The 18,768-nt window shown below is 40.8% G+C and carries 18 protein-coding genes; 5 read left to right on the top strand and 13 right to left on the bottom strand.

The features are described from left to right. Positions 1 to 249: 249 nt before the first annotated feature. The 6 genes from ABJL82_RS14390 to ABJL82_RS14415 form a co-directional block, all read right to left on the bottom strand. On the bottom strand, positions 250 to 1,260 hold the full coding sequence (locus ABJL82_RS14390; protein WP_347275396.1) for a nitrous oxide reductase accessory protein NosL: 1,011 nt from the start codon (positions 1,258 to 1,260) through the stop codon (positions 250 to 252). Positions 1,261 to 1,381: 121 nt separating this feature from the next. Next, positions 1,382 to 2,764, bottom strand: coding sequence for a rhodanese-like domain-containing protein (locus ABJL82_RS14395; protein WP_347275397.1), 1,383 nt, complete (start codon positions 2,762 to 2,764; stop codon positions 1,382 to 1,384). A gap of 314 nt (positions 2,765 to 3,078) precedes the next feature. Next, the gene (locus tag ABJL82_RS14400) at positions 3,079 to 3,924 is read right to left on the bottom strand and encodes a hypothetical protein (protein ID WP_347275398.1); all 846 of its coding nucleotides are present in this window, start codon (positions 3,922 to 3,924) and stop codon (positions 3,079 to 3,081) included. Between the two features lie 129 nt (positions 3,925 to 4,053). After that, complete coding sequence (locus ABJL82_RS14405; protein ID WP_347275399.1) at positions 4,054 to 5,463, bottom strand: cytochrome B6; 1,410 nt, start codon at positions 5,461 to 5,463, stop codon at positions 4,054 to 4,056. A gap of 229 nt (positions 5,464 to 5,692) precedes the next feature. Next, complete coding sequence (locus tag ABJL82_RS14410) at positions 5,693 to 6,085, bottom strand: response regulator (RefSeq protein ID WP_347275400.1); 393 nt, start codon at positions 6,083 to 6,085, stop codon at positions 5,693 to 5,695. A gap of 860 nt (positions 6,086 to 6,945) precedes the next feature. After that, complete coding sequence (locus tag ABJL82_RS14415) at positions 6,946 to 8,604, bottom strand: phosphoenolpyruvate carboxykinase domain-containing protein (RefSeq protein WP_347275401.1); 1,659 nt, start codon at positions 8,602 to 8,604, stop codon at positions 6,946 to 6,948. A gap of 197 nt (positions 8,605 to 8,801) precedes the next feature. Between ABJL82_RS14415 and ABJL82_RS14420 the strand changes: the two genes are divergently transcribed. From ABJL82_RS14420 to ilvE, 3 genes are all read left to right on the top strand, one after another. Beyond that, complete coding sequence (locus tag ABJL82_RS14420; protein WP_347275402.1) at positions 8,802 to 9,395, top strand: ribonuclease HI family protein; 594 nt, start codon at positions 8,802 to 8,804, stop codon at positions 9,393 to 9,395. Between the two features lie 78 nt (positions 9,396 to 9,473). Then, positions 9,474 to 10,193, top strand: a complete 720-nt coding sequence (locus ABJL82_RS14425; RefSeq protein WP_347275403.1) for an ABC transporter ATP-binding protein — start codon at positions 9,474 to 9,476, stop codon at positions 10,191 to 10,193. Positions 10,194 to 10,224: 31 nt separating this feature from the next. After that, positions 10,225 to 11,082, top strand: coding sequence for a branched-chain-amino-acid transaminase (gene ilvE / locus ABJL82_RS14430; protein ID WP_347275404.1), 858 nt, complete (start codon positions 10,225 to 10,227; stop codon positions 11,080 to 11,082). Position 11,083: 1 nt separating this feature from the next. Here ilvE and lspA read toward each other — a convergent pair whose 3' ends face one another. The 7 genes from lspA to pyrB form a co-directional block, all read right to left on the bottom strand. Then, positions 11,084 to 11,566, bottom strand: a complete 483-nt coding sequence (gene lspA, locus ABJL82_RS14435) for a signal peptidase II (RefSeq protein ID WP_347275405.1) — start codon at positions 11,564 to 11,566, stop codon at positions 11,084 to 11,086. A gap of 6 nt (positions 11,567 to 11,572) precedes the next feature. Then, positions 11,573 to 11,947, bottom strand: coding sequence for a TraR/DksA C4-type zinc finger protein (locus ABJL82_RS14440; RefSeq protein ID WP_347275406.1), 375 nt, complete (start codon positions 11,945 to 11,947; stop codon positions 11,573 to 11,575). A gap of 308 nt (positions 11,948 to 12,255) precedes the next feature. Beyond that, entirely contained in the window at positions 12,256 to 13,200 is a 945-nt protein-coding gene (locus ABJL82_RS14445; RefSeq protein ID WP_347275407.1) for an NAD(P)H-binding protein, read from the bottom strand. 102 nt (positions 13,201 to 13,302) lie between these two features. Further along, entirely contained in the window at positions 13,303 to 14,037 is a 735-nt protein-coding gene (locus tag ABJL82_RS14450; RefSeq protein ID WP_347275408.1) for an RluA family pseudouridine synthase, read from the bottom strand. Positions 14,038 to 14,242: 205 nt separating this feature from the next. Then, positions 14,243 to 15,199 carry a calcium/sodium antiporter gene (locus ABJL82_RS14455; protein ID WP_347275426.1) on the bottom strand — a complete coding sequence of 319 codons (957 nt, stop codon included), beginning with the start codon at positions 15,197 to 15,199 and terminating at the stop codon, positions 14,243 to 14,245. Positions 15,200 to 15,414: 215 nt separating this feature from the next. After that, positions 15,415 to 15,864: an aspartate carbamoyltransferase regulatory subunit gene (gene pyrI / locus ABJL82_RS14460; protein WP_347275409.1), complete on the bottom strand. Its 450-nt coding sequence runs from the start codon at positions 15,862 to 15,864 to the stop codon at positions 15,415 to 15,417. Further along, positions 15,861 to 16,784: an aspartate carbamoyltransferase gene (gene pyrB / locus ABJL82_RS14465; RefSeq protein ID WP_347275427.1), complete on the bottom strand. Its 924-nt coding sequence runs from the start codon at positions 16,782 to 16,784 to the stop codon at positions 15,861 to 15,863. Before pyrB ends, pyrI begins: the two co-directional genes overlap by 4 nt. 464 nt (positions 16,785 to 17,248) lie before the next feature. Between pyrB and ABJL82_RS14470 the strand changes: the two genes are divergently transcribed. Next, positions 17,249 to 17,635: a carboxypeptidase-like regulatory domain-containing protein gene (locus ABJL82_RS14470; protein ID WP_347275410.1), complete on the top strand. Its 387-nt coding sequence runs from the start codon at positions 17,249 to 17,251 to the stop codon at positions 17,633 to 17,635. A gap of 128 nt (positions 17,636 to 17,763) precedes the next feature. After that, positions 17,764 to 18,714, top strand: a complete 951-nt coding sequence (locus tag ABJL82_RS14475; RefSeq protein WP_347275411.1) for a hypothetical protein — start codon at positions 17,764 to 17,766, stop codon at positions 18,712 to 18,714. Positions 18,715 to 18,768: the final 54 nt, after the last annotated feature.

The raw sequence follows: 18,768 nt of genomic DNA on the forward strand, positions 1-18,768 counted from the left end.
AAAAAACCCACCGGCATTCATTTTTACCCACCCCTTACCCCTCTCAATAGGGGAATTTGATATAGAGACGCAGGGCCGTGCGTCTCTACAGGAGGGGTTTGAGGGGTGGGTTTGTTCATTGCTTAACTGAAAATATTGAAATCCCTAAACATTTAATGTCGTAGCAAGGCTCGCCTTGCCATTACATAATCGGTTTGAAATCCTTAAGTATTTAATTCTCAAGTACAATCAGGCTTATTATGAAAAATACTAATGCCCTAATGGTTGTTTGCCTCTTTTTTCAAGGGCGTCTTCAAATGTGTAGATTTTTCCACCAAATCCTTTTTGGAATTTTACCGCTTCATCCTTTTTGCCAAAGGCGATCCAGCTATCAGAACAAGCAGGAACGGCACGGCTGTCAAAGAGCATGTACATCTTTGAAACATCCATCCATTCACCGCTAATAAAATCCCTTGCCCTGACGGATGCTATTTTATCTTTATTTCTTGCATGTTCCCATAACCCACAGTGTGGACATACATATGATACGGTTTCACCATTGGTATAGGTAATCTGGTAATCAGTATTTTCATTCCCTTCCAGCGGCATATGACACAGAGGGCATCTCACCTCTTCTTGCACCGCCAAATAGCCCTCACATTTCATGTTTGTATTAAAGTATGAGTTACTTCCTTTAAGTTCAAATTTTCGTTCTCCATCATGAAAACTGGCAGAAACAACTCTTCCCTGCATAAATACCGGATTAAGTTTGCTTTTGGTGTTTGTATGCATTACAGGGGTTTCGTTGTCCCCTCCAAGCACAGGTTCCGTTGTTAATACCATAATCTTGCCGCCATCAACAGTCACAGCAAAATTACCATCCTTGCCGGAAAATGCTATTTTCGCGCTACCAGCGCTTTCTATCTTACCATATGCGGCGCAAATGATTTTTGCAAATGCGATAGCTGCTTGTTTTTGTTCTTCATTTTTTGCATCAACATAAATACGCACCCAATCTCCCGGTTTCGTTGCGTATGCAATTTTTACCCCTGCCAGGTCTATGCCCTTAAATATGCTTTCTTCCAAAGACAGAGCGGCCACTGTATGGCACCCCATGTTGAAAGAAATCAATTCGCAAGGGCAGGGTATATCACAACTGCACCCTTCTACAAAAACACCTTTAATACGATATGTCCCCTCCGCGTTAACATTTGAGATAAAGAACGGAGGAAAACCGCCAAAAAACAGTATCAATAAAAGAATATAATATTTTGTACGCATGTTAAACCTCCTTCGTTAATATTTTTAACTTTCCGATTTCATCCGTACTATCTTTGTCATTTTTCACCTGCTTAGTGTTTCATAACCAATAGCGGGCGGCGCTCATTTTTCATAAATACGTTCATACCTTTAACGGTAGCCCGGCATTGGACCATGCCTGCATTCCACCGGCAAGGTTGTGTACGTTTGTATAGCCATGTAGTTGTAAGTAACTTGCCCCTATATTCCCGCGATATCCTACACGGCAGGTAACGATAATTTTTTCATCCTTGGGCAAATCCACTTCTTTAAGAAGCATGTCCGATAGCGGCAAAAGCTCCGCTTCTTCTATATGCCCTTTGTTCCATTCGGATTCAAACCTGACGTCTATTATATGCTGATACGTACTACTCTTAATTTCGTCGTGCAATTCCTGAACTGATATCTGAGGAAGTCTTTGTATAGGGAACCCCTGCTCCTGCCAGGCCGAAATGCCGCTTTGCAAATATCCAATAACATTGTTGTAACCAATCCTGTAAAGGATGGAGCGCATATCTCTATACTTTGTGTCTTCGGTAAAGACCAGAAGGATGTTCGACTCAGGGTCCACCGCCATACCGATCCAATTCGCCATTTGACTCCCAAAGCCGATATTAATACTTCCCGGAATATGTACGCCGCCATAGGCAGGTGGATCCCTTGTATCAATGATCTGAGCTCCTCTTTCCAGTGCTTCACGAAATTGCAATAGCGTCAGCGGCCTGTCATCGTTGAATTTATCCAGCCATGGCGCACCTTTCATGTTCATTGATATAATGTGAGAAAAACTCTTTGGCCTGTCAGGGTATTCCTGCATTAAAGATTTTTTAAATTCATCTAAAGAATCAAGATGTAGAAGAGGGTTCGCGTGGCGTTCATATCCCAGCGTTGTGCTGGTTTTAGAACTCATTCCTCTTCCGCAAAGAGAGCCTTGTCCATGTGCCGGATAAACCCCTAAACGATCGGGTAATTTGCCTAATTTTTTATAAATACTTTCATAAAGATTTTCTACCTGTTTTTCTAAAAGTTCTTTACCTGCCAGGTCAGGCCTTCCTATATCTCCGACAAACAGAAGATCACCGGTTAGAATAAACCATGGTTCTTCCGACCTGCTTGTGTCTTTCACTAAAAGAGAGAGGGAATGCGGCGTGTGTCCGGGAGTATGGAGAACCTCAAGTATTGCCGTACCTAACTCAATAGTGTCTCCTTCTTTTAAAGTCTTGTGTTCAAAGGCAACGGGCGCTTTCTCGTAAAAATAGATATCAGCGCCTGTACGGGCGGTGATTTCTAAATTACCGCTTACATGATCGGCATGGATATGCGTTTCGATAACGTGTGTTATCTTCATTCCCTGATTTCTGGTTATATCAAGGTATTCCTGTATCTCTCTTTTCGGATCAATAATCGCCGCAACTTTTGCGGTGGTGCAACCAATCACATAAGAAAGGCAACCGATCCCCGGAGTTTCAATTTGTTTGAAATACATGTTAATTCTCCTTGCCGGGTATTTGAGCATTTGGCAATAGTTCACCCACCTATAAATAAAAAATAAGAATCACGAAATCCGAAATCCGAAACAAATTTCAAAATCCTCCCCCTTGCCTCCTCCAAAGGGGGATAATGTCCCCCGCTGGGGCGGGGGTGCAGGGGGTGGATTCGTATTTAGCATTTAGCATTTCGTATTTCACTATTAAATACTTTGCCAAAAAATGCAAAGAAATTGCTGACAAAGTTCTAACTTCCATCTTGAGAGGGGCTGAACTATTACATTATTTATTATTTGCATGAAAAACAGCAACGTTACTTTCTCCGCCATCCGCTCCATACGGGAATTCCTTTTTCATCGCGAAGCGCTAATACAGCATCGCCCTTCTTGACATGTGCGGCAATGATTGCCGGTTTCCCTTCGAAATTAATCCTCGAGCCTTTGACCTCAATCATATCATTCTGTTCAATAGCAATTTCCTGGTTTTCAATATACCAGGCGGGACCTAGATGAACAGGGATTTCTTCTTTATCTGTTTTTACCGTCAGATGCACACCGCCCGACATCGATTTCATGGGGGCTATTCTCTCTACTTTTGTTATTTTCCCTGAAATGGTTTCAATTTTCTTTGGATCATACATTCTCCCATAATTACTCCCTGCTCCCCAGCCTCCCTGACCTTTCCAACTAACCACCCTTCTCCAGCCGCCCCATGCAGGAACGCCATTGTCATCCCGAAGTAACAGGATTTCTTCTCCTTTTTTAATTTCAGCAGCAATAATAACAGTTTTGTCTTCCAACGTTATTTTTGAACCCTTGATCTCAATCATGTCTTTCGGTTCAATCTTCGTATCCTGGTTTTCGATATACCATTCAGGGCCAAGGTGAACCGGAATTTTTCCCTTATCCGTTTTTACCGTCAGGTGTACGCCGCCGGACATGCCCTTCTGAGGGGTAAAGATATCTACATTTGTCACCTCACCGCGAAAGGTCTCTACAGTAGCCGGATCAAATAACCTCCCGTATTGTCCGCTTGTACTCCAGCCACAACTTCCTTTCCACTTCATACCCCCACCCCCCTTGGGCTGGGAAAAGGATTCTGTTAACATACTGGCAGTAACTATTACCACTACGGCTACAATCACACTTATCTTCTTCATTTCGCATTCTCTCCTTTCTTTATTATCTCTGAACAGCAACCGTTATGTCGCACTTGCGACACGCTATAATCAGGAAAAACATTTAATTTTTATACGACAGATGTTGTTTTCAAACCGGAACAAATACCATCATAATTGTCTCAGGAAGGCAACGAGATCATTTTTCTCTTCCGCATTCAGGTTTGTTTCTAACACAAGGTTAAAGAATTCAACAGTATCTTCCAGCGTCAACAATCTCCCGTCGTGCAGATAAGGGGGCGAATCTTTAATTCCCCTGAGAGGAAATGTCTTGATAGGCCCTTCTGCGCGGATATACTGACTATTGATCACCTGCGGCTTGTAGAATCTCTCAACCTGAAGATCGTGCATCAGGTTATCGGTGTAGTATGGTGCAGGGTGACATTTAAAACATTTTCCTTTGCTGAAAAATATTGCCTGTCCCCTTATTTCAGAATCGGTAGCCTTTTTTGTATCTAGGCGGCCAAAAATATCAAGTTTTGGCGCTGGAGGAAAATCCAGAAGCGACTGAAACTCTGCCATGAAATGTACCTGGCTGCCGCGTTCAAGAATGTTTGTACCTTTCTTTATTGCCGTCAGAATATCTCCGTCAAAATATGCAGCTCTCTGCTCAAACTCAGTGAAATCCTCGATGGATTTTAATGCGCGTTGCGACCCAAAAAGCCGCTGAATATTAACCCCGCGTAATGTTGGGGTATCGATGCGATTTCTATGCGATTGCGGACGGTTATCTCCAGCCAGATGCGTGGCTGCTGTAGTATGTCCATTCAGGTGGCAATCAAAACAGGTTACTCCCTGACTGGGCTTTTCACTCTTCCTGTCAGCGGTTGCATTAAACTGCTGCTGAGGAAACTGTGTTACCAAAAGCCGCAGGCCCTCCAGTTGTTTAGGATTTAAAAGACCATTAAACAATTCATAATAGTTTTCCAAAGTCACCACTTTTCCCTGAGACACATCCCCTTTATCCTTATGGATAGTAAGAAACATGGCAGGCGGAAATTCTGGCAAAAAATGCTCCGGTATGTCAAAATCCAGATCAAAGCGCTTCAACCGCGGGAATTGTTTCACCTGTATTTGAGAAAACAACATCCCGCCGGTGGCATGGTTTGGATGGGGCAGAGGAAGATACGGAAATACATTTTTTTCTTTTATCTCTTCCGGCGTCATAGTTGACAGTTTTTCCCATGACATTCCCTCTTTCAACCGCGCAGTTGGCCCTACCGGCAAAGGTTTTCCACGTGACATGGTGACGCCATTCGTTACTTTCATGGAGAGATCGTAGCGTTCATTAAGCAAATCCATATGGCGTTTCATAATGCCGTCCTTCTTTGCTTTATCATGTTCAATAACCTTATCAATCGGTTCTTCTATGACTGAAGAATAACTGGATTCCCAACTTTCCTGTTTTATAATTGGCTTGTCCGAAATCGTGCCTTCCTGCGCATGGGAAAACTTCAATCCTGCACAAAATAATATAGCAATTGTCAAAAGACTTATACCGTATTTCCTTTCAAAAACCATACTCTACCTCCTCCTTTTAAGTTCAAAATCAACACTTACCGTCTTTCCCTCTTCCACCACAACCTCTTTGGACAAAGACATAAGCCTTTCGTGCCAGGTTTTTAGCACATATTTACCAGGTGGAACACCTTCAATACTATAATTTCCAGCATCGTCGGTAACTGCAAAATACAGATTCTCATAAGTTTTTCACAAAACTAAATCTATACCATTTTGTAACAATCCATTACTACTGGCGTGAATGATCAACCCTATTAAATGTTCCACCATTTTCCCCTAGGATTCCTTTTATCGTATTTTTTAATTCTTTAAGGTCAGAGGATTTTGTTAGGTATGCATCGGCCGGCCATGACAAAAAACTTGCCTTATAACAACTATATGCCGTGTTGATAATGACTGGTATTTTTCTATGCTCGCTTAAAATTTTCCCCATAGATGCAAGTCCATCCATCTTAGGCATGACAATATCCATTACTATTATGTCCGGTAAATAATCATTTACCATTTTTATGCAATCTGCGCCGTCCCCTGCGGTTACAACATTATACCCCTCCATTTCCAATTCCTGTTTGTACCATGAGCGTTGATTTTTATCATCTTCTACGACGAGAATAGTTTTCATACGTCCCCCCTTTGGAAATCACTTTCAATCAATATTTATCGACACAAAAAAACAATTTGGCATTAGGACGGTTATTATTTTCCTTTTTTTATCTGCCAGAAAATATCTATTTTTTTTATGATATACTAATAATTTTTATTTACCAATACCCTAAAATGGGTACACCTGTTCTAGTGCACCCAAAAGTATGCACAACGATAGCGACGCCTTTATTTAGCGTATAACGCTCAGATTCCCTGTTCACAACTTCTTTCATAGCCGTCTTGCTGATAAGGTATTTTTACTTTCTCAATCAAAAACGGATAAAGGGTTTCATTGTTTTCGGCAGGTCGGGTAAATAAATACCGCGGCATTTGTAGCGCTTTAGGTTTTTGAAAAATTCCAATAATAGCGATGTTTGCCACATAGTGGTATCAAATCAAATGCCACCAGATCAAGAGTTTGAAATTTATATGAAAAAAAATGTTGCTTGTTTGATATGAATTTTGATGTGGATATTAAAGTGGGTGGAGAAGCATTTGTCTGCGTACAGTATGACTCTTTCAACAGAGTGGAGCTAGCGCATGTACAGCATTTTACGTCCCTCTCTTATATGCAAGCAAATGCTTCTCCCCCACTCAGTTAAGATTTTTACCATATTTGTCATATCCATTTGAGTAGAAGGGACATAGTTCTCCTTCTTTTGCGGAAAATACCTGCCGTCAGGATTTACAAATACATTTTTTCAAACGAATATTTATACCATTTATTTGTGTGTCCATTCCATTTTCTAATCGAAAAACCATACTATCTCCGTCTTCTCCGTTCAGCGGTTTCGTGGTTTTTTATCCTGAGAAATATTATAACACCAATTGCTTTCTCTATATTGTCTCTACCGCTTTAACAATTTCTTTATTTAATTTGTCAAACCCTTTAATGTATTCAATCCGCTCACGCCTCAAATCAGACACCTGTTGCGCAATACTTGCCTCATCATAAAATTTCTCAACCCTATAATTGGAAATGTCTATACCATCAACGTATGCAGGCGACTCGAAATTCCAATGCCTGTCATTTTCCCATTTGATGGTTCCGCGAACAATGCCCCGGATTATCGCTGACATTTCTGCAATCTCTACACGCTTCACCTTGCGCTTTGTTACCTTTTTTCCATCCGGCAGTTTTTCAATAATCTCCCCTACTCCCCCTGTATTTAACTGGTAACATTGCACCTTATCTTCATTTCGCTTTACAAAATCATAAAACCAGTTTCCATCATAGGATTTATCACCTATGATAAATGGATTTGTTCCTACGGAACGGACAGACTCCCCCGCCCGTTTCGGGTCGCCAGCGGACGTTTCAATCGATTCTCCAAGCATAAATACCGCTCCTGCCTGTTCCGGAGTAAGTTTCGCCGCTAAAGGAACAACCGTATGGCGACGTGTAATGAATGCAACAATTAATCCGTCCATTTCATCAATAGCCGGTAAATCAATACTATCTGAAATATACGGATGTAAATCACTCCGGAGCATAATCCCACGACCGTTACTCGTTAGTGTATAGTCATCAAAAAAAACATTTCCTTCATAATCAACCATGACATTTTCAAAGATGGCATTCCGTGATATTGAGGCCTTGTAGATAATTGGTTGAGAAACGGCGTCTAATCCTTCCGTCTTTAAATAAAACCCGCGTTCGGAACCATAAGCAGAGCCGTCTTTTTTGAGAAATACCACATCATCCTGTAATATTTCAATGCCCTCACCCTCATCGCTTAAATCATGGGTATGGCATGTATGGGTTGTTTTGCCCGTACCGCTCAACCCCAAAATAAGCATCCCGTATTTTTTTATGCCGCCATCGCTTCCCCTTGCTTTTATAATCTTAGCGCCGGCATGAAGGCCGAGCATCCCCCTTTGTTTAGCATTCCACATAGCCATTCTCAGGAACCCTTTTTTGGATTCGCCGTAATAATCTGTTCCCAGGACAACCGTAGTGCTTATTTCCGGAAAGACTACTATTTGCCTGGCGCTCTCCTGCCACTCGGGAATATATATTATATATTGTTTAGGCTCTGTTTCCTGTTCCTGCTTTGGCGGGAAGAGAGCGGCCCATGCCATATATGCCAGGCGGATCATTTCAGGACGTTGTATGGAGACAAAAATAGTACAATTCGGCGAGAATTCACGATTGTCACCCATATTCCGGTTAATCCTGACAAATGGCGCTTTTCTTATATATAATTCAACAGAGTCCAATGTTTTTGCGAGATTATTCACTATTTCTGTTTGTAGGGGATGAAGAGACGTTTGGCATACTTCAGGACTTCCTATGCACACGGTTAATTTAGCGCTGCGATTCTTTACGGTAGAATGGACTGCGATATTTCCAAATTGTGTAAACAAAGCGTGCCTTTCTGCATTACGCCGCAATGTCCAATCAGTGGAATTGATGACATTTGGCGCCCCTTTTAAATATTGTACTATCCTGTTTATTGACTGAATCTCATTTTCGAACGATGTAGTTGAAATCATTTTCTGTCCTTTCTTCGTGTATGATTCTTAAAACATACTTTTACCCAATGCACCCTCAACAGCCAAACCCGCCTCATTATAATAAACAGCATATAATAGGCAAACAGCAAAATACTTTAAATAATAATTGCCATTCCTGCCTCTGAATTTTAGAATGTGGTTTGTAAAATATCCGCATACATTCAGCTTAAGCTAACATGGAAAAAATAAAGTTGCAGGCATTATCATCTCTCATATCCCGATACGTTGACAAAAAACGGCTCATCCGGGAAAATCCACATATCACAAATGAAATGATTGATATTTTTTTTCAAAAAACCTCCGGGGACAGTGAGGCGGGAACATCCATTGCTCCTTCCCCTCATTCTTTATCAGCAAAGAAGAAGTTTCATACATTAATCATTCATACAGACGGCGCCTCACGGGGAAATCCGGGAAGGGCGGGCGCCGGCATTGCAATTTTTGATGGCAATTATCATCTTGTTGAAGAAATCGGTAAATTTTTAGGAGAAGCCACCAACAATGTAGCAGAATATGAAGCCATGATTCTTGCCGCCCAAAAAGCCGTCTCTTACCACCCCTGCAAAGTAGTTTTCAAGACTGACAGCGAACTGTTGGTACGGCAGGTAAAGGGCATCTATCGGGTAAAAAATCCTACTCTGATATCTCTCCATAAAAAACTCATGACACTTTTTAAAACTCTGCCGTTGTGGGAGATATCTCATGTTCCCAGAGAAGAAAATTCTCTCGCAGATACCCTTGCCAACAGAGGGATTGACTCCGCATCATAAAGTGCGTTAAATTAATAATTGAATAATAGTTACCTGTGTGATATAGTTACCTCGAAAAGTTCACCTTTTAGCGCAAACATGTCAAATCCAACTGTTAACGATAACAACCATACGCTATTACAAGCTATAAATATATACAAAGAATACAAAAGCGGTGAACAAATATTACCCGTCTTGCGTGAAATATCCCTGTCGGTTGAAAAGGGTGAAATTGTTGTAATCGTAGGTGCTTCAGGCGCCGGGAAAAGCACATTATTGCATATCCTCGGGGCTTTGGATACACCAACTTCCGGCTCTTTACTTTACAAAGGGAATGATGTATCCCGGTTAAGTCCGTCAAAACAAGCTGAATTGCGCAACCGCGTTTTTGGTTTTGTTTTCCAGTTTTATCATCTTCTGCCTGATTTTACTGCATTGGAAAATGTTTTGCTCCCCTGTTTTATAGGAAAACAATTTTCAAAAAATGAGCCGTCAAAGGAAGATTTTCATAATCGGGCAGTTTCTCTCTTGGAAAGGGTAGGGCTGGGCGGCCGATTAACACACAAGCCGTCTAAATTGTCCGGTGGAGAAAAACAACGGGTAGCAATTGTAAGAGCACTTATCAATCAACCGGAATTGTTATTGTGCGATGAACCTACAGGAAATCTTGACACACAAACCGGCTATGAAATCAGAGACATGATATGGGGATTGAACAAAACCATGCATCAAACAGTTGTCATTGTTACGCACGATCAAAGCATGGCAGACCAGGCAGACCGGGTTATTAAAATAACAGACGGCCGCATTATCCATTAAACAGCATGTGAAAGGAGTAAATAGAACTACAATGGGATTAAAGATTTATATAAGCGGTAAATTATTTCCAAAAGAAGACGCAAAAATATCCGTATTTGACCACGGGCTCCTTTATGGCGATGGAGTTTTTGAAGGCATACGTGTTTACAATCGAAATATATTTGCGCTGGATGAACATATTGACAGACTTTACAACTCTGCCAGAGCCATTGACCTTACCATTCCCATAACAAAACCGGAAATGGTAAAAGCAATAAAAGATACTTTAGAAGCAAATAAACAAACGGATGCTTACATAAGAATTGTTGTTACCCGCGGCACCGGAAAACTTGGCCTTGATCCCAATAAGTGTTCCACTCCAGAAATTATTATCATTACAGATATGATAGAATTATACCCCAAAGCCCTTTATGAAAACGGACTGGAAATAGTTACGGTAACTACCATAAGGAACCATTACTCATCCCTGGACCCAAAAATCAAGTCCCTTAATTATCTGAATAATATCCTGGCGAAAATTGAATCAATACGGTCAAATGCAGGCGAGGCATTGATGCTCAACAAAGATGGTTATGTGGCAGAATGTTCCGGGGATAATATTTTTATTTTTAAAAATAACACGCTTCTCACTCCTCCGGAAAGCGCCAGCATATTAATTGGCATTACAAGAAACTGCGTCATGAAGCTCGCAAAAGATATGGGAATTACCGTAAGAGAAGAATTAATGACGCGATATGATTTGTACTTTGCAGATGAATGTTTTTTAACAGGAACTGCCGCAGAAATTATACCTGTTGTAAAAATCGACGGGCGAACGATAGGCACAGGCAAACCGGGAAAAATCACTCTCGACCTATTGGAACGTTATCGCCTGCTAACGACAAAATAACCTATTGTCCTGACTTTTTATGCTTTGAAGAAGAAAAAGAGGTAAAGACCATTAGCGAAATGCCAACACAAATCAAGCTATCCGCCACGTTGAAGGTGGGCCAATGATATTTTTCGCCCAGGTGCAAATCAATGAAATCCCTCACGCATTTAAACCATATCCTATCCCACAAATTTCCAATAGCACCTGCCAAAATAAGCCCTAAAGCAACGTTCGAACTAAAGATATTTTTATCTGATTTAATATAAATAAATAAAATTGCCGCAATCGCCAGAAGAGAAAGTAAAATAAATATATTGGCTTTCCCGGGAAACATTCCAAAGACTATACCTTCGTTTTCGCTTTGTATTATATTGAGAAACCCGGGAATGATTGATATTTTTTTAAACCGGTCTGGTTGAGAAAAAACATACCATTTTGAAACAATATCCGCAAAAACGCCACTTACAATAGTGGTGGCAAACGAAGTTGTTTTTTTCTTCATAGCTGATTAGATGTTGCCAAGTTCTTCTTCCCTTTGACAATTTATGCAAAGACTTGCATAAGGGACCGCTTTCAATCGTTCCCTGTTAATTTTCTTCTCGCATGCTTCACATATGCCAAAGGTGCCTTCTTCTATCCTTTCCAGTGCATCATCTATGTTTCGTACACTATCTTCTCCGTTCTGGATAAGCTCAATCATCAGCTCCCGCTCATAGTTGTCTGTACCAACATCTGCCATATGGATAGGAACGTTTGATAAATCCCCCGATGCATCTTGTCTTGATTTTTTCAATGCCTCTTCCTGCATGTAATCGACCTTTCCAACCAATTTTTCCCTTAGCGAAAGGAGCAGCTTCTTGTAAGGTGCGTATTCATCCTTCATTTCTTTCTCCATAAAATTAATTTGGCAGAGAACTATTCCACAAACCATAGCACGCTATACTTGTAAGTAAATATTTGGGAAGTCTAGCATATATTAATAATTAGTCAATGAAATTCTAGTGCCGTTTCTATGCACTTTTGATATAGTTGCGTGTAATATTGTGTGATGTTGTTTAGTGTTGCTTCACCAGTGTTTTAGCTTGTTTGCGGTCTAAACTTGTTATTGTGTTTCTTTGTCTGCGTTGGTGTGTTTTTGTGATTAGGTATGACGCTAATACGACATAAAAACAGTGTACAGTGGTTATTGCATTACCCCATTTTTTTCAAGCCAAACGATGCAATACGTTCTTCCCGCTCTTTCTTCATCTGTTCCGCGCATTCCTTCAATGCATCTTCAACCGGCTTGGGGTCGTGTCCGGTAATTTCTTTAAATCGGTTGTTTGAATAGACGGAATCATTTATAAGACTTTCTGCTAACGCCCTCGCAATAGAATTTGGGACGCCTGTTACAAATTCTACCCAGAGAGACGATAACGAAATAGCAAAAAATGGCACGGGAAAAATGACATTTGCATAACCATGTGTCGATTTTCCGCAAAGGGACAACAAGTCGCGATAATGCATTATATCCGATCCTATTTCAAAGATTTCATGTCCTTTTATATCCCTTTTAATCAACTTCTCAAGCACTTCAACGGCATCTTCAAGCGCAATGGGGGCGCACAGGGAATTCAGCCACTTTGGTGTTATCATTATGGGGAGGCGCTTCGCAAGGTAATATACCATCCTGTACGAGGCGCTGCAGGTCCCCAGCAGGACGCTTGCACGGACTTCGCCCACACTTATCCCGTGTGCTGCAAGCGCTTCCCCTGTTTCCCTCCTGCTCTTCAAATGGTGCGAAAGTTTCCCATGCTTTGGAATAATACCACTTAAATATATAATCTTTTTTATTTCTGTTTTAGACGCCGCTTCCTCAGTTTTATGAGCATACATTTTATCAAGAGACTCAAATCCGGAAGATTTTAGAGAATGTACCAAATATACCAGAACTTCAGCGCCTTGAAGAAAATCCCTAATACTTTCAGGATATTCCAGATTCACCGTCCTCCACGTCAATCTCTCAGAAACCAAACCTTTGACGGTCTTGTTTTCGGATCTGCATGCGGCAATGATATCATGTTCATTGGAGGTAATAAGTTTTTTTATGAGGTTATACCCAACACAACCTGTTGCTCCAAGAATTGCTACTTGCATGGCATTTATATAAATAAAGGTGTATAAAACTTAATTATGTGCCATTTTACAAAAAAAAAGACATGACTACACACGTCTCGAAAAACAACCGCCTGTGTCCTTTTATTCTTCACTGGTTTGCAGAGGTTTGTCCTCACCATCTATACCACCCACCAGTTTATTAAAATATCCCGGCGCCTTTGTTTCAAAAGTAATCGGCTTTCCGCTGAACGGGTGTTTGAAAGATATCGAATACGCATGAAGCGCTAACCGTTTGTAAGCCCCTTTTTCTTTTCCATACTTTTTATCGCCCACAATCGGGTGTCCCTGTTCGGCAAGATGTACCCGTATCTGATTCTTTCTGCCGGTCAAAAGTTTAATTTCCAACAAACTGAAGTATTTGGTCTCTTTAAGAACCCTGTACACCGTATGAGACAATTTCCCCTTTTTTGTGTCAGACGTGGAATACACAACCTGCGCCTTATTCTCCGCCAGGTATGTGCTGATAGTTCCTGCTTTCTCTGCAAGCCTGCCATGAACTACCGTCAGATATTTCTTCTCCGTATTCTGCCATTGGCTCTGCAAATTAAGCTTTGACCTTATATTCTTTGCAAAGAGGAGTAGTCCTGAAGCATCACGATCCAGGCGGTGAATGATAAAAACGTGTTTTCTGGATTTAACGCATCCCTTACGCACATAATCATTGAGCATGTAATAAGCGGTTTTTGTCTTATTTGTATCCGTACCCATCGTTAAAAGACCTGCCGGTTTATCTATCACCAGTATGTCTTCGTCTTCATAAAGTATTGCTAATCCTTTTGGATGATGTCTTTTGGAAAAATGTTTCTTTTTAGGCATATTGTTTAGTTTAATAAATATTCTTCATTGAGAAAAAACTATCTGCGATGTTGTCCCATAATAGTTTGTTTCCGTGTCATATAAAAATATACGAAAATAGTTTGTTTCCGTGTCATATAAAAATATACGAATTTTTTAATCTGTTTAATCTGTGGTTCCTCTTTAGTATATCATGCTTGTTTGGTTCTGGTTTGTCCAGCTTAGGTTATACAGGAGGAATGTTGTGGAGAAGATAATAAATATAACCACCGTAACCTGCTAATAACAAAGCACCTTCCCACCTGTCCAGTGAAAATCTCGACCATGCAAAGGGAAGCAACAGAAGGGCGTACAACCCCATGACGCCAAAATCAACAATATTGAAATGCTTCCTGGTCATTGGATGTGCCAGAGAGGCAATGCCTAATATTCCAAGAATATTGAATATATTAGAACCCACTACATTACCAATTGCAATATCTCCCTCTTTTTTAATAGCGGCAACCACCGAAGTTGCTAATTCAGGCATGCTGGTTCCTACCGCAACAATTGTCAGTCCAATAATCGCCTCACGTACTCCAAAATATCTTGCTAATTCCACAGCGCCTTTAACAAATAATGTCCCACCACCAATAAGCATAACAAGGCCTATTACAATCAACCCCACAGGAATCCAAATCCTTCCTTTAATTATTGGGATTCCCTCAGCGTACTCAAGTTGAACAGATGGCTCCTTCTCTTTGCGTGCCTGATAGTAACAATAGTAAATATACACAACAATTCCTATTGTCAGCAATATGCCGTCCCAATATTGCAATTGCCCATCCATAAGAAGCGCCCACATCACGATGGAGACAGCAATCATAACGGGAATCTCTCTTCGAACTACTTGTGCCTGCACTGATATTGGATGAATAATGGCAGCTACGCCAAGGATGAGGCCAATATTCGCAATATTAGAACCAATTACATTCCCCAGAGCAATAGAGTCGTTACCATTGAGGGCAGATTGAATGCTTACTGCAAGTTCCGGACTACTTGTTCCGAATGCTACAATTGTTAAACCAATTATCAGTGGCGTAATACCTAAACGCAATGCCAGCGACGAACCTCCCCTGACAAGGGCTTCGGCGCCAATCATTAAAATCACAAAACCGCCAATAAGATACAACCACACATTTATCACAAACATTCTTTTTTTACAGAAAAACTCTTTTAATAAAATAGGGACGAAGCATTTGCCTGCATAGAAGACAAGGACATAAAATGATGTACACGCGCCAATTCCGCTCTATTGAACGAGTTATACTGTACACAGGCAAATGCTTCGCCCCTACACAGTAATGCTTTTCGAAAAATAGATTTATTTGACTATAACCGATTGAAAACCCGCCATGTTTAAATCAACACAATATCATTTGCACTCATAACGCGTTCACAATAGTAACATCGCAGTTTTATGGGATTTTTACTGAGGAGGTGTTGTCGTGTCTTAATATTGCCATAGTTACTTATACAATTTGGGTTAAAACACTTTACGATACCCTCAATCATCTCAGGCACTATGACTTCAAATTTCTTCACCACTTCATAATCTTTGATAATATTTACCGTGGCATTCGGGGCAATCAGGGCAATTTTGTTCACCTCTTTCTGGTCAAGTATCTTTCCCCCAATCTTTATAATGCCTTTCTTACCCAGGCATTTGCTTGATAGGTTCATGCCGACAAGGACCACGTCCTCTTCGGCCTTTATGTTTAATATATCAGCGACTTTTAACGTGCTCTTGCTGTCGATATGATCGATTACCGAACCGTCTTTGATAGCGGAAACGTCTAACTGTTTCATTCTATTGCACCCAATACTGCTGCCAAAATAGCCTTTCGCACCGGCACTCCATTGCGCACCTGGTCAAAATATACCGCATAATTTGTTCCATCAAGATTTTCGTCCATCTCATCCACACGCGGTAAGGGATGCATTATCTTTAAATCGTCCTTTACCCCCAATCCCTCAATCATGGGTTTGCTCAACCTGTAAATCCCACGTACCTTTTCAAACTCTATCGGGTCGGCAAAACGCTCTTCCTGGATCCGCGTGCAATAAATCACATCAAGTTGTTTCCCGATACCTTGCAGGGATTCTGCCTCATGACATGTTACGCGCCTTTTCTTCAGTTCTTCCATACAATCATTCGGCATTCTTAAATTAGGTGGGGAGATAAAGTACATTTCTGCTCCGAAATAGGCAAGGGCATAGGCGAGAGAGTGTACCGTTCTGCCATATTTAAGGTCTCCTAAAAAGCCAATTTTTAGCCCATCAAGAATGCCTTTTGTTTTTTGAATGGTGTAAAGATCGAGAAACGTTTGGGTTGGATGCTGGTTGGAACCGTCACCGGCATTAATCACAGGCACATTAACAATATCTGCGGCAAGCTGTGCAGCTCCTTCAAGATAGTGGCGAAGAACAACGACGTCACAATATCCCTCAATCGTCTTTAGCGAATCGCGGAAGGATTCGCCCTTAGCAATGGACGTGGCGCCAGACTCCGCAAACCCGATTACCATACCGCCGAGTCGTTTCATTGCGGCTTCAAAACTTAACCTGGTCCTTGTGGAAGGCTCAAAAAACAGCACGGACAGTACCTTTCCCTTCAGGATTTGGGAATAATCGGTTTGTTCCATTCTTTTCGTGACGTCAAGAATGTATAAAATCTCTTCTTTATTGAAATGGAGGATAGAAATAATATCTCTTTGTTTGAAACTGATCATGTGTTCCTGCGATTGATAGAGGAGTGGCACTGTTTAATATTTGAAAAGATATTATCAGACCAATTTCAACATTACAAGTATTAATTTCTACCACAGTTTAGCGGTGTTTTTATCTTTTCTTGTTTATTCTTATATGCTATTGTGTAGCCTTTAAAATCAGGGGTTAGAAAGCATGTGAGTTATTGTGTAGTTTGTTTTCTTTTTGTTATATTTTATTTGGAGTACGACTGCGGTACGACTGTAAATAACAGGTGGTCTCTTTCTGTGACGTACTGAGAGAGGGGGTGGGGGGGGATTTTTGAACCCGACTTTCCTTTATTATAGGTTGCCGTGTTGATAAAATTCTAAAAGGGGCTATCTGTATCACACAGTTTTGCGTTGACTCAAAAATTGGAATTGCTATTATACTTTTGCCTTATCGTATTTTACCCGTTCGAACATAGTCTGAAAGGATGATAAAAATGAAAAAAAAGCTGGTGGTAATACTTTTTCTTAGCTGTGTTATTATGACATCAATTATTTCTTGTTTAATAACCCATAATTCTAACGCAGCCGCTACTAATGAAATAATTGTTAGACTTTATGGAGAAGTTAAAAAAAGGACTGGGGGAAGTCTTGAAAAGGTAAGGGTTAAAATAAAGGGCATAGAAGATGGTAAAGTTTATAAAGACAAAACAGATCGTTGGAAAGGAGAATACGAATTCTATGATTTGCCGTATATGGAATACTCTATGACATTTCGCAAAAAAGGCTATAAGACAGTAAAAACAAACACAACAGAAAGATTTCTTAGTGGTGATAAAGGTGACGAAATAGAGTTGGAGACCATATACATGGATAAAAAATAGAAGTTGCAAGGATAAGCAGTTAACTTCATCCATTTATTAAGGGCTAGGGATGATCACCCGAAAAGCTGACTCCAACAGCCTGCCCTTAATGCTATTCTTGGAGAGGTCATTAATTGGAGGATGACATCATGCACGAAGTATATCCAGAACCGCAAAGCATATCACACCAAGTAGAATTCCTATTACAATTCGCAAATATCCACTGCATTAAAAAGACCCTCTCATGTTATAGACCTGAAAAGGAATTGAATCGTACACCGACTAAAGAACCAGAAGTGAAGCCGATACCAGAGAGTGAGCTTATAGCGTTGCGTATGGCTTATAAAGATGAGGGTCTTGGCGAGCTTGAAATCGATGAGAAGATAAAGGGTTATGAGCTTAACCGTTCTATTATAGTGGATGGCACTATATATGATAATGAGGCTGGTAAAGCGGTCTGCATTGGTAACACCTTCTTTAACCCGAAACTGTTCGAAGCGTTCTGCCACCAGCATGGTGTTGAGGGGGTAAGCAATGACCAGGGGTTAATATTGTGGGAGCATTGCCAGCAAGCGTTAAGGGCTATTGCAGATAACAATGAAAGGCACGCATGGGGACGGTGTATCAGGGAGCTTCATAACGAATGCACGCATAGAGAACCATTTCAGCTTGAGATTTACCGCCAGTTATTGCAGGTGTTTGAGATGGTGAAGGATTCACAGGTGAAGATTAAGCAATGCCCATGCTGTGGGCGGTTTGAGTCTGATAAGGTTAAGAGGGGTAAACCAAGTGTGTTCTGTTCAAAGGAATGTATGGATTACTTTTGCAGACCTTCGAGGGAAAAGGATAGTGAAACACACATAAGGGCAAATAAGGTGCTAAAAGGTGGTGCGAAAAAAGAAATCGTGGACTACCTATGTAAAAACAGATGGGAAGCTGGAAACCAAATAACCAAGGCAATGGCTGAGGAAATTCATAAGGCATTAGAGCAAATATCTCCGAAAACGGTTAGCAGCCTGCAACAATTCTTAAAGAGCTACCATGCCCATAAATCAAGGGTAATGTCGAAAGCATTGCGTCATAGGGATAATAAGGAATAAAACTATGATATATCTGTGATAGTGATTAGCTGGTAGTTTAAATAAATATCTATT

It is taken from the genome of Candidatus Kuenenia sp. (assembly GCF_039794105.1).
Lineage (GTDB): Bacteria > Planctomycetota > Brocadiia > Brocadiales > Brocadiaceae > Kuenenia.

Coding starts and splice junctions, on each gene's coding strand:
- ABJL82_RS14445 (WP_347275407.1), bottom strand. CDS start 13,200: ATGCAAGTAGCAATTCTTGGAGCAACAGGTTGTGTTGGGTATAACCTC.
- ABJL82_RS14450 (WP_347275408.1), bottom strand. CDS start 14,037: ATGCCTAAAAAGAAACATTTTTCCAAAAGACATCATCCAAAAGGATTA.
- ABJL82_RS14405 (WP_347275399.1), bottom strand. CDS start 5,463: ATGGTTTTTGAAAGGAAATACGGTATAAGTCTTTTGACAATTGCTATA.
- ABJL82_RS14400 (WP_347275398.1), bottom strand. CDS start 3,924: ATGAAGAAGATAAGTGTGATTGTAGCCGTAGTGGTAATAGTTACTGCC.
- ABJL82_RS14420 (WP_347275402.1), top strand. CDS start 8,802: ATGGAAAAAATAAAGTTGCAGGCATTATCATCTCTCATATCCCGATAC.
- pyrI (WP_347275409.1), bottom strand. CDS start 15,864: ATGAAACAGTTAGACGTTTCCGCTATCAAAGACGGTTCGGTAATCGAT.
- ilvE (WP_347275404.1), top strand. CDS start 10,225: ATGGGATTAAAGATTTATATAAGCGGTAAATTATTTCCAAAAGAAGAC.
- ABJL82_RS14425 (WP_347275403.1), top strand. CDS start 9,474: ATGTCAAATCCAACTGTTAACGATAACAACCATACGCTATTACAAGCT.
- ABJL82_RS14470 (WP_347275410.1), top strand. CDS start 17,249: ATGAAAAAAAAGCTGGTGGTAATACTTTTTCTTAGCTGTGTTATTATG.
- ABJL82_RS14410 (WP_347275400.1), bottom strand. CDS start 6,085: ATGAAAACTATTCTCGTCGTAGAAGATGATAAAAATCAACGCTCATGG.
- lspA (WP_347275405.1), bottom strand. CDS start 11,566: ATGAAGAAAAAAACAACTTCGTTTGCCACCACTATTGTAAGTGGCGTT.
- ABJL82_RS14440 (WP_347275406.1), bottom strand. CDS start 11,947: ATGAAGGATGAATACGCACCTTACAAGAAGCTGCTCCTTTCGCTAAGG.
- ABJL82_RS14475 (WP_347275411.1), top strand. CDS start 17,764: ATGCACGAAGTATATCCAGAACCGCAAAGCATATCACACCAAGTAGAA.
- ABJL82_RS14415 (WP_347275401.1), bottom strand. CDS start 8,604: ATGATTTCAACTACATCGTTCGAAAATGAGATTCAGTCAATAAACAGG.
- ABJL82_RS14390 (WP_347275396.1), bottom strand. CDS start 1,260: ATGCGTACAAAATATTATATTCTTTTATTGATACTGTTTTTTGGCGGT.
- ABJL82_RS14395 (WP_347275397.1), bottom strand. CDS start 2,764: ATGTATTTCAAACAAATTGAAACTCCGGGGATCGGTTGCCTTTCTTAT.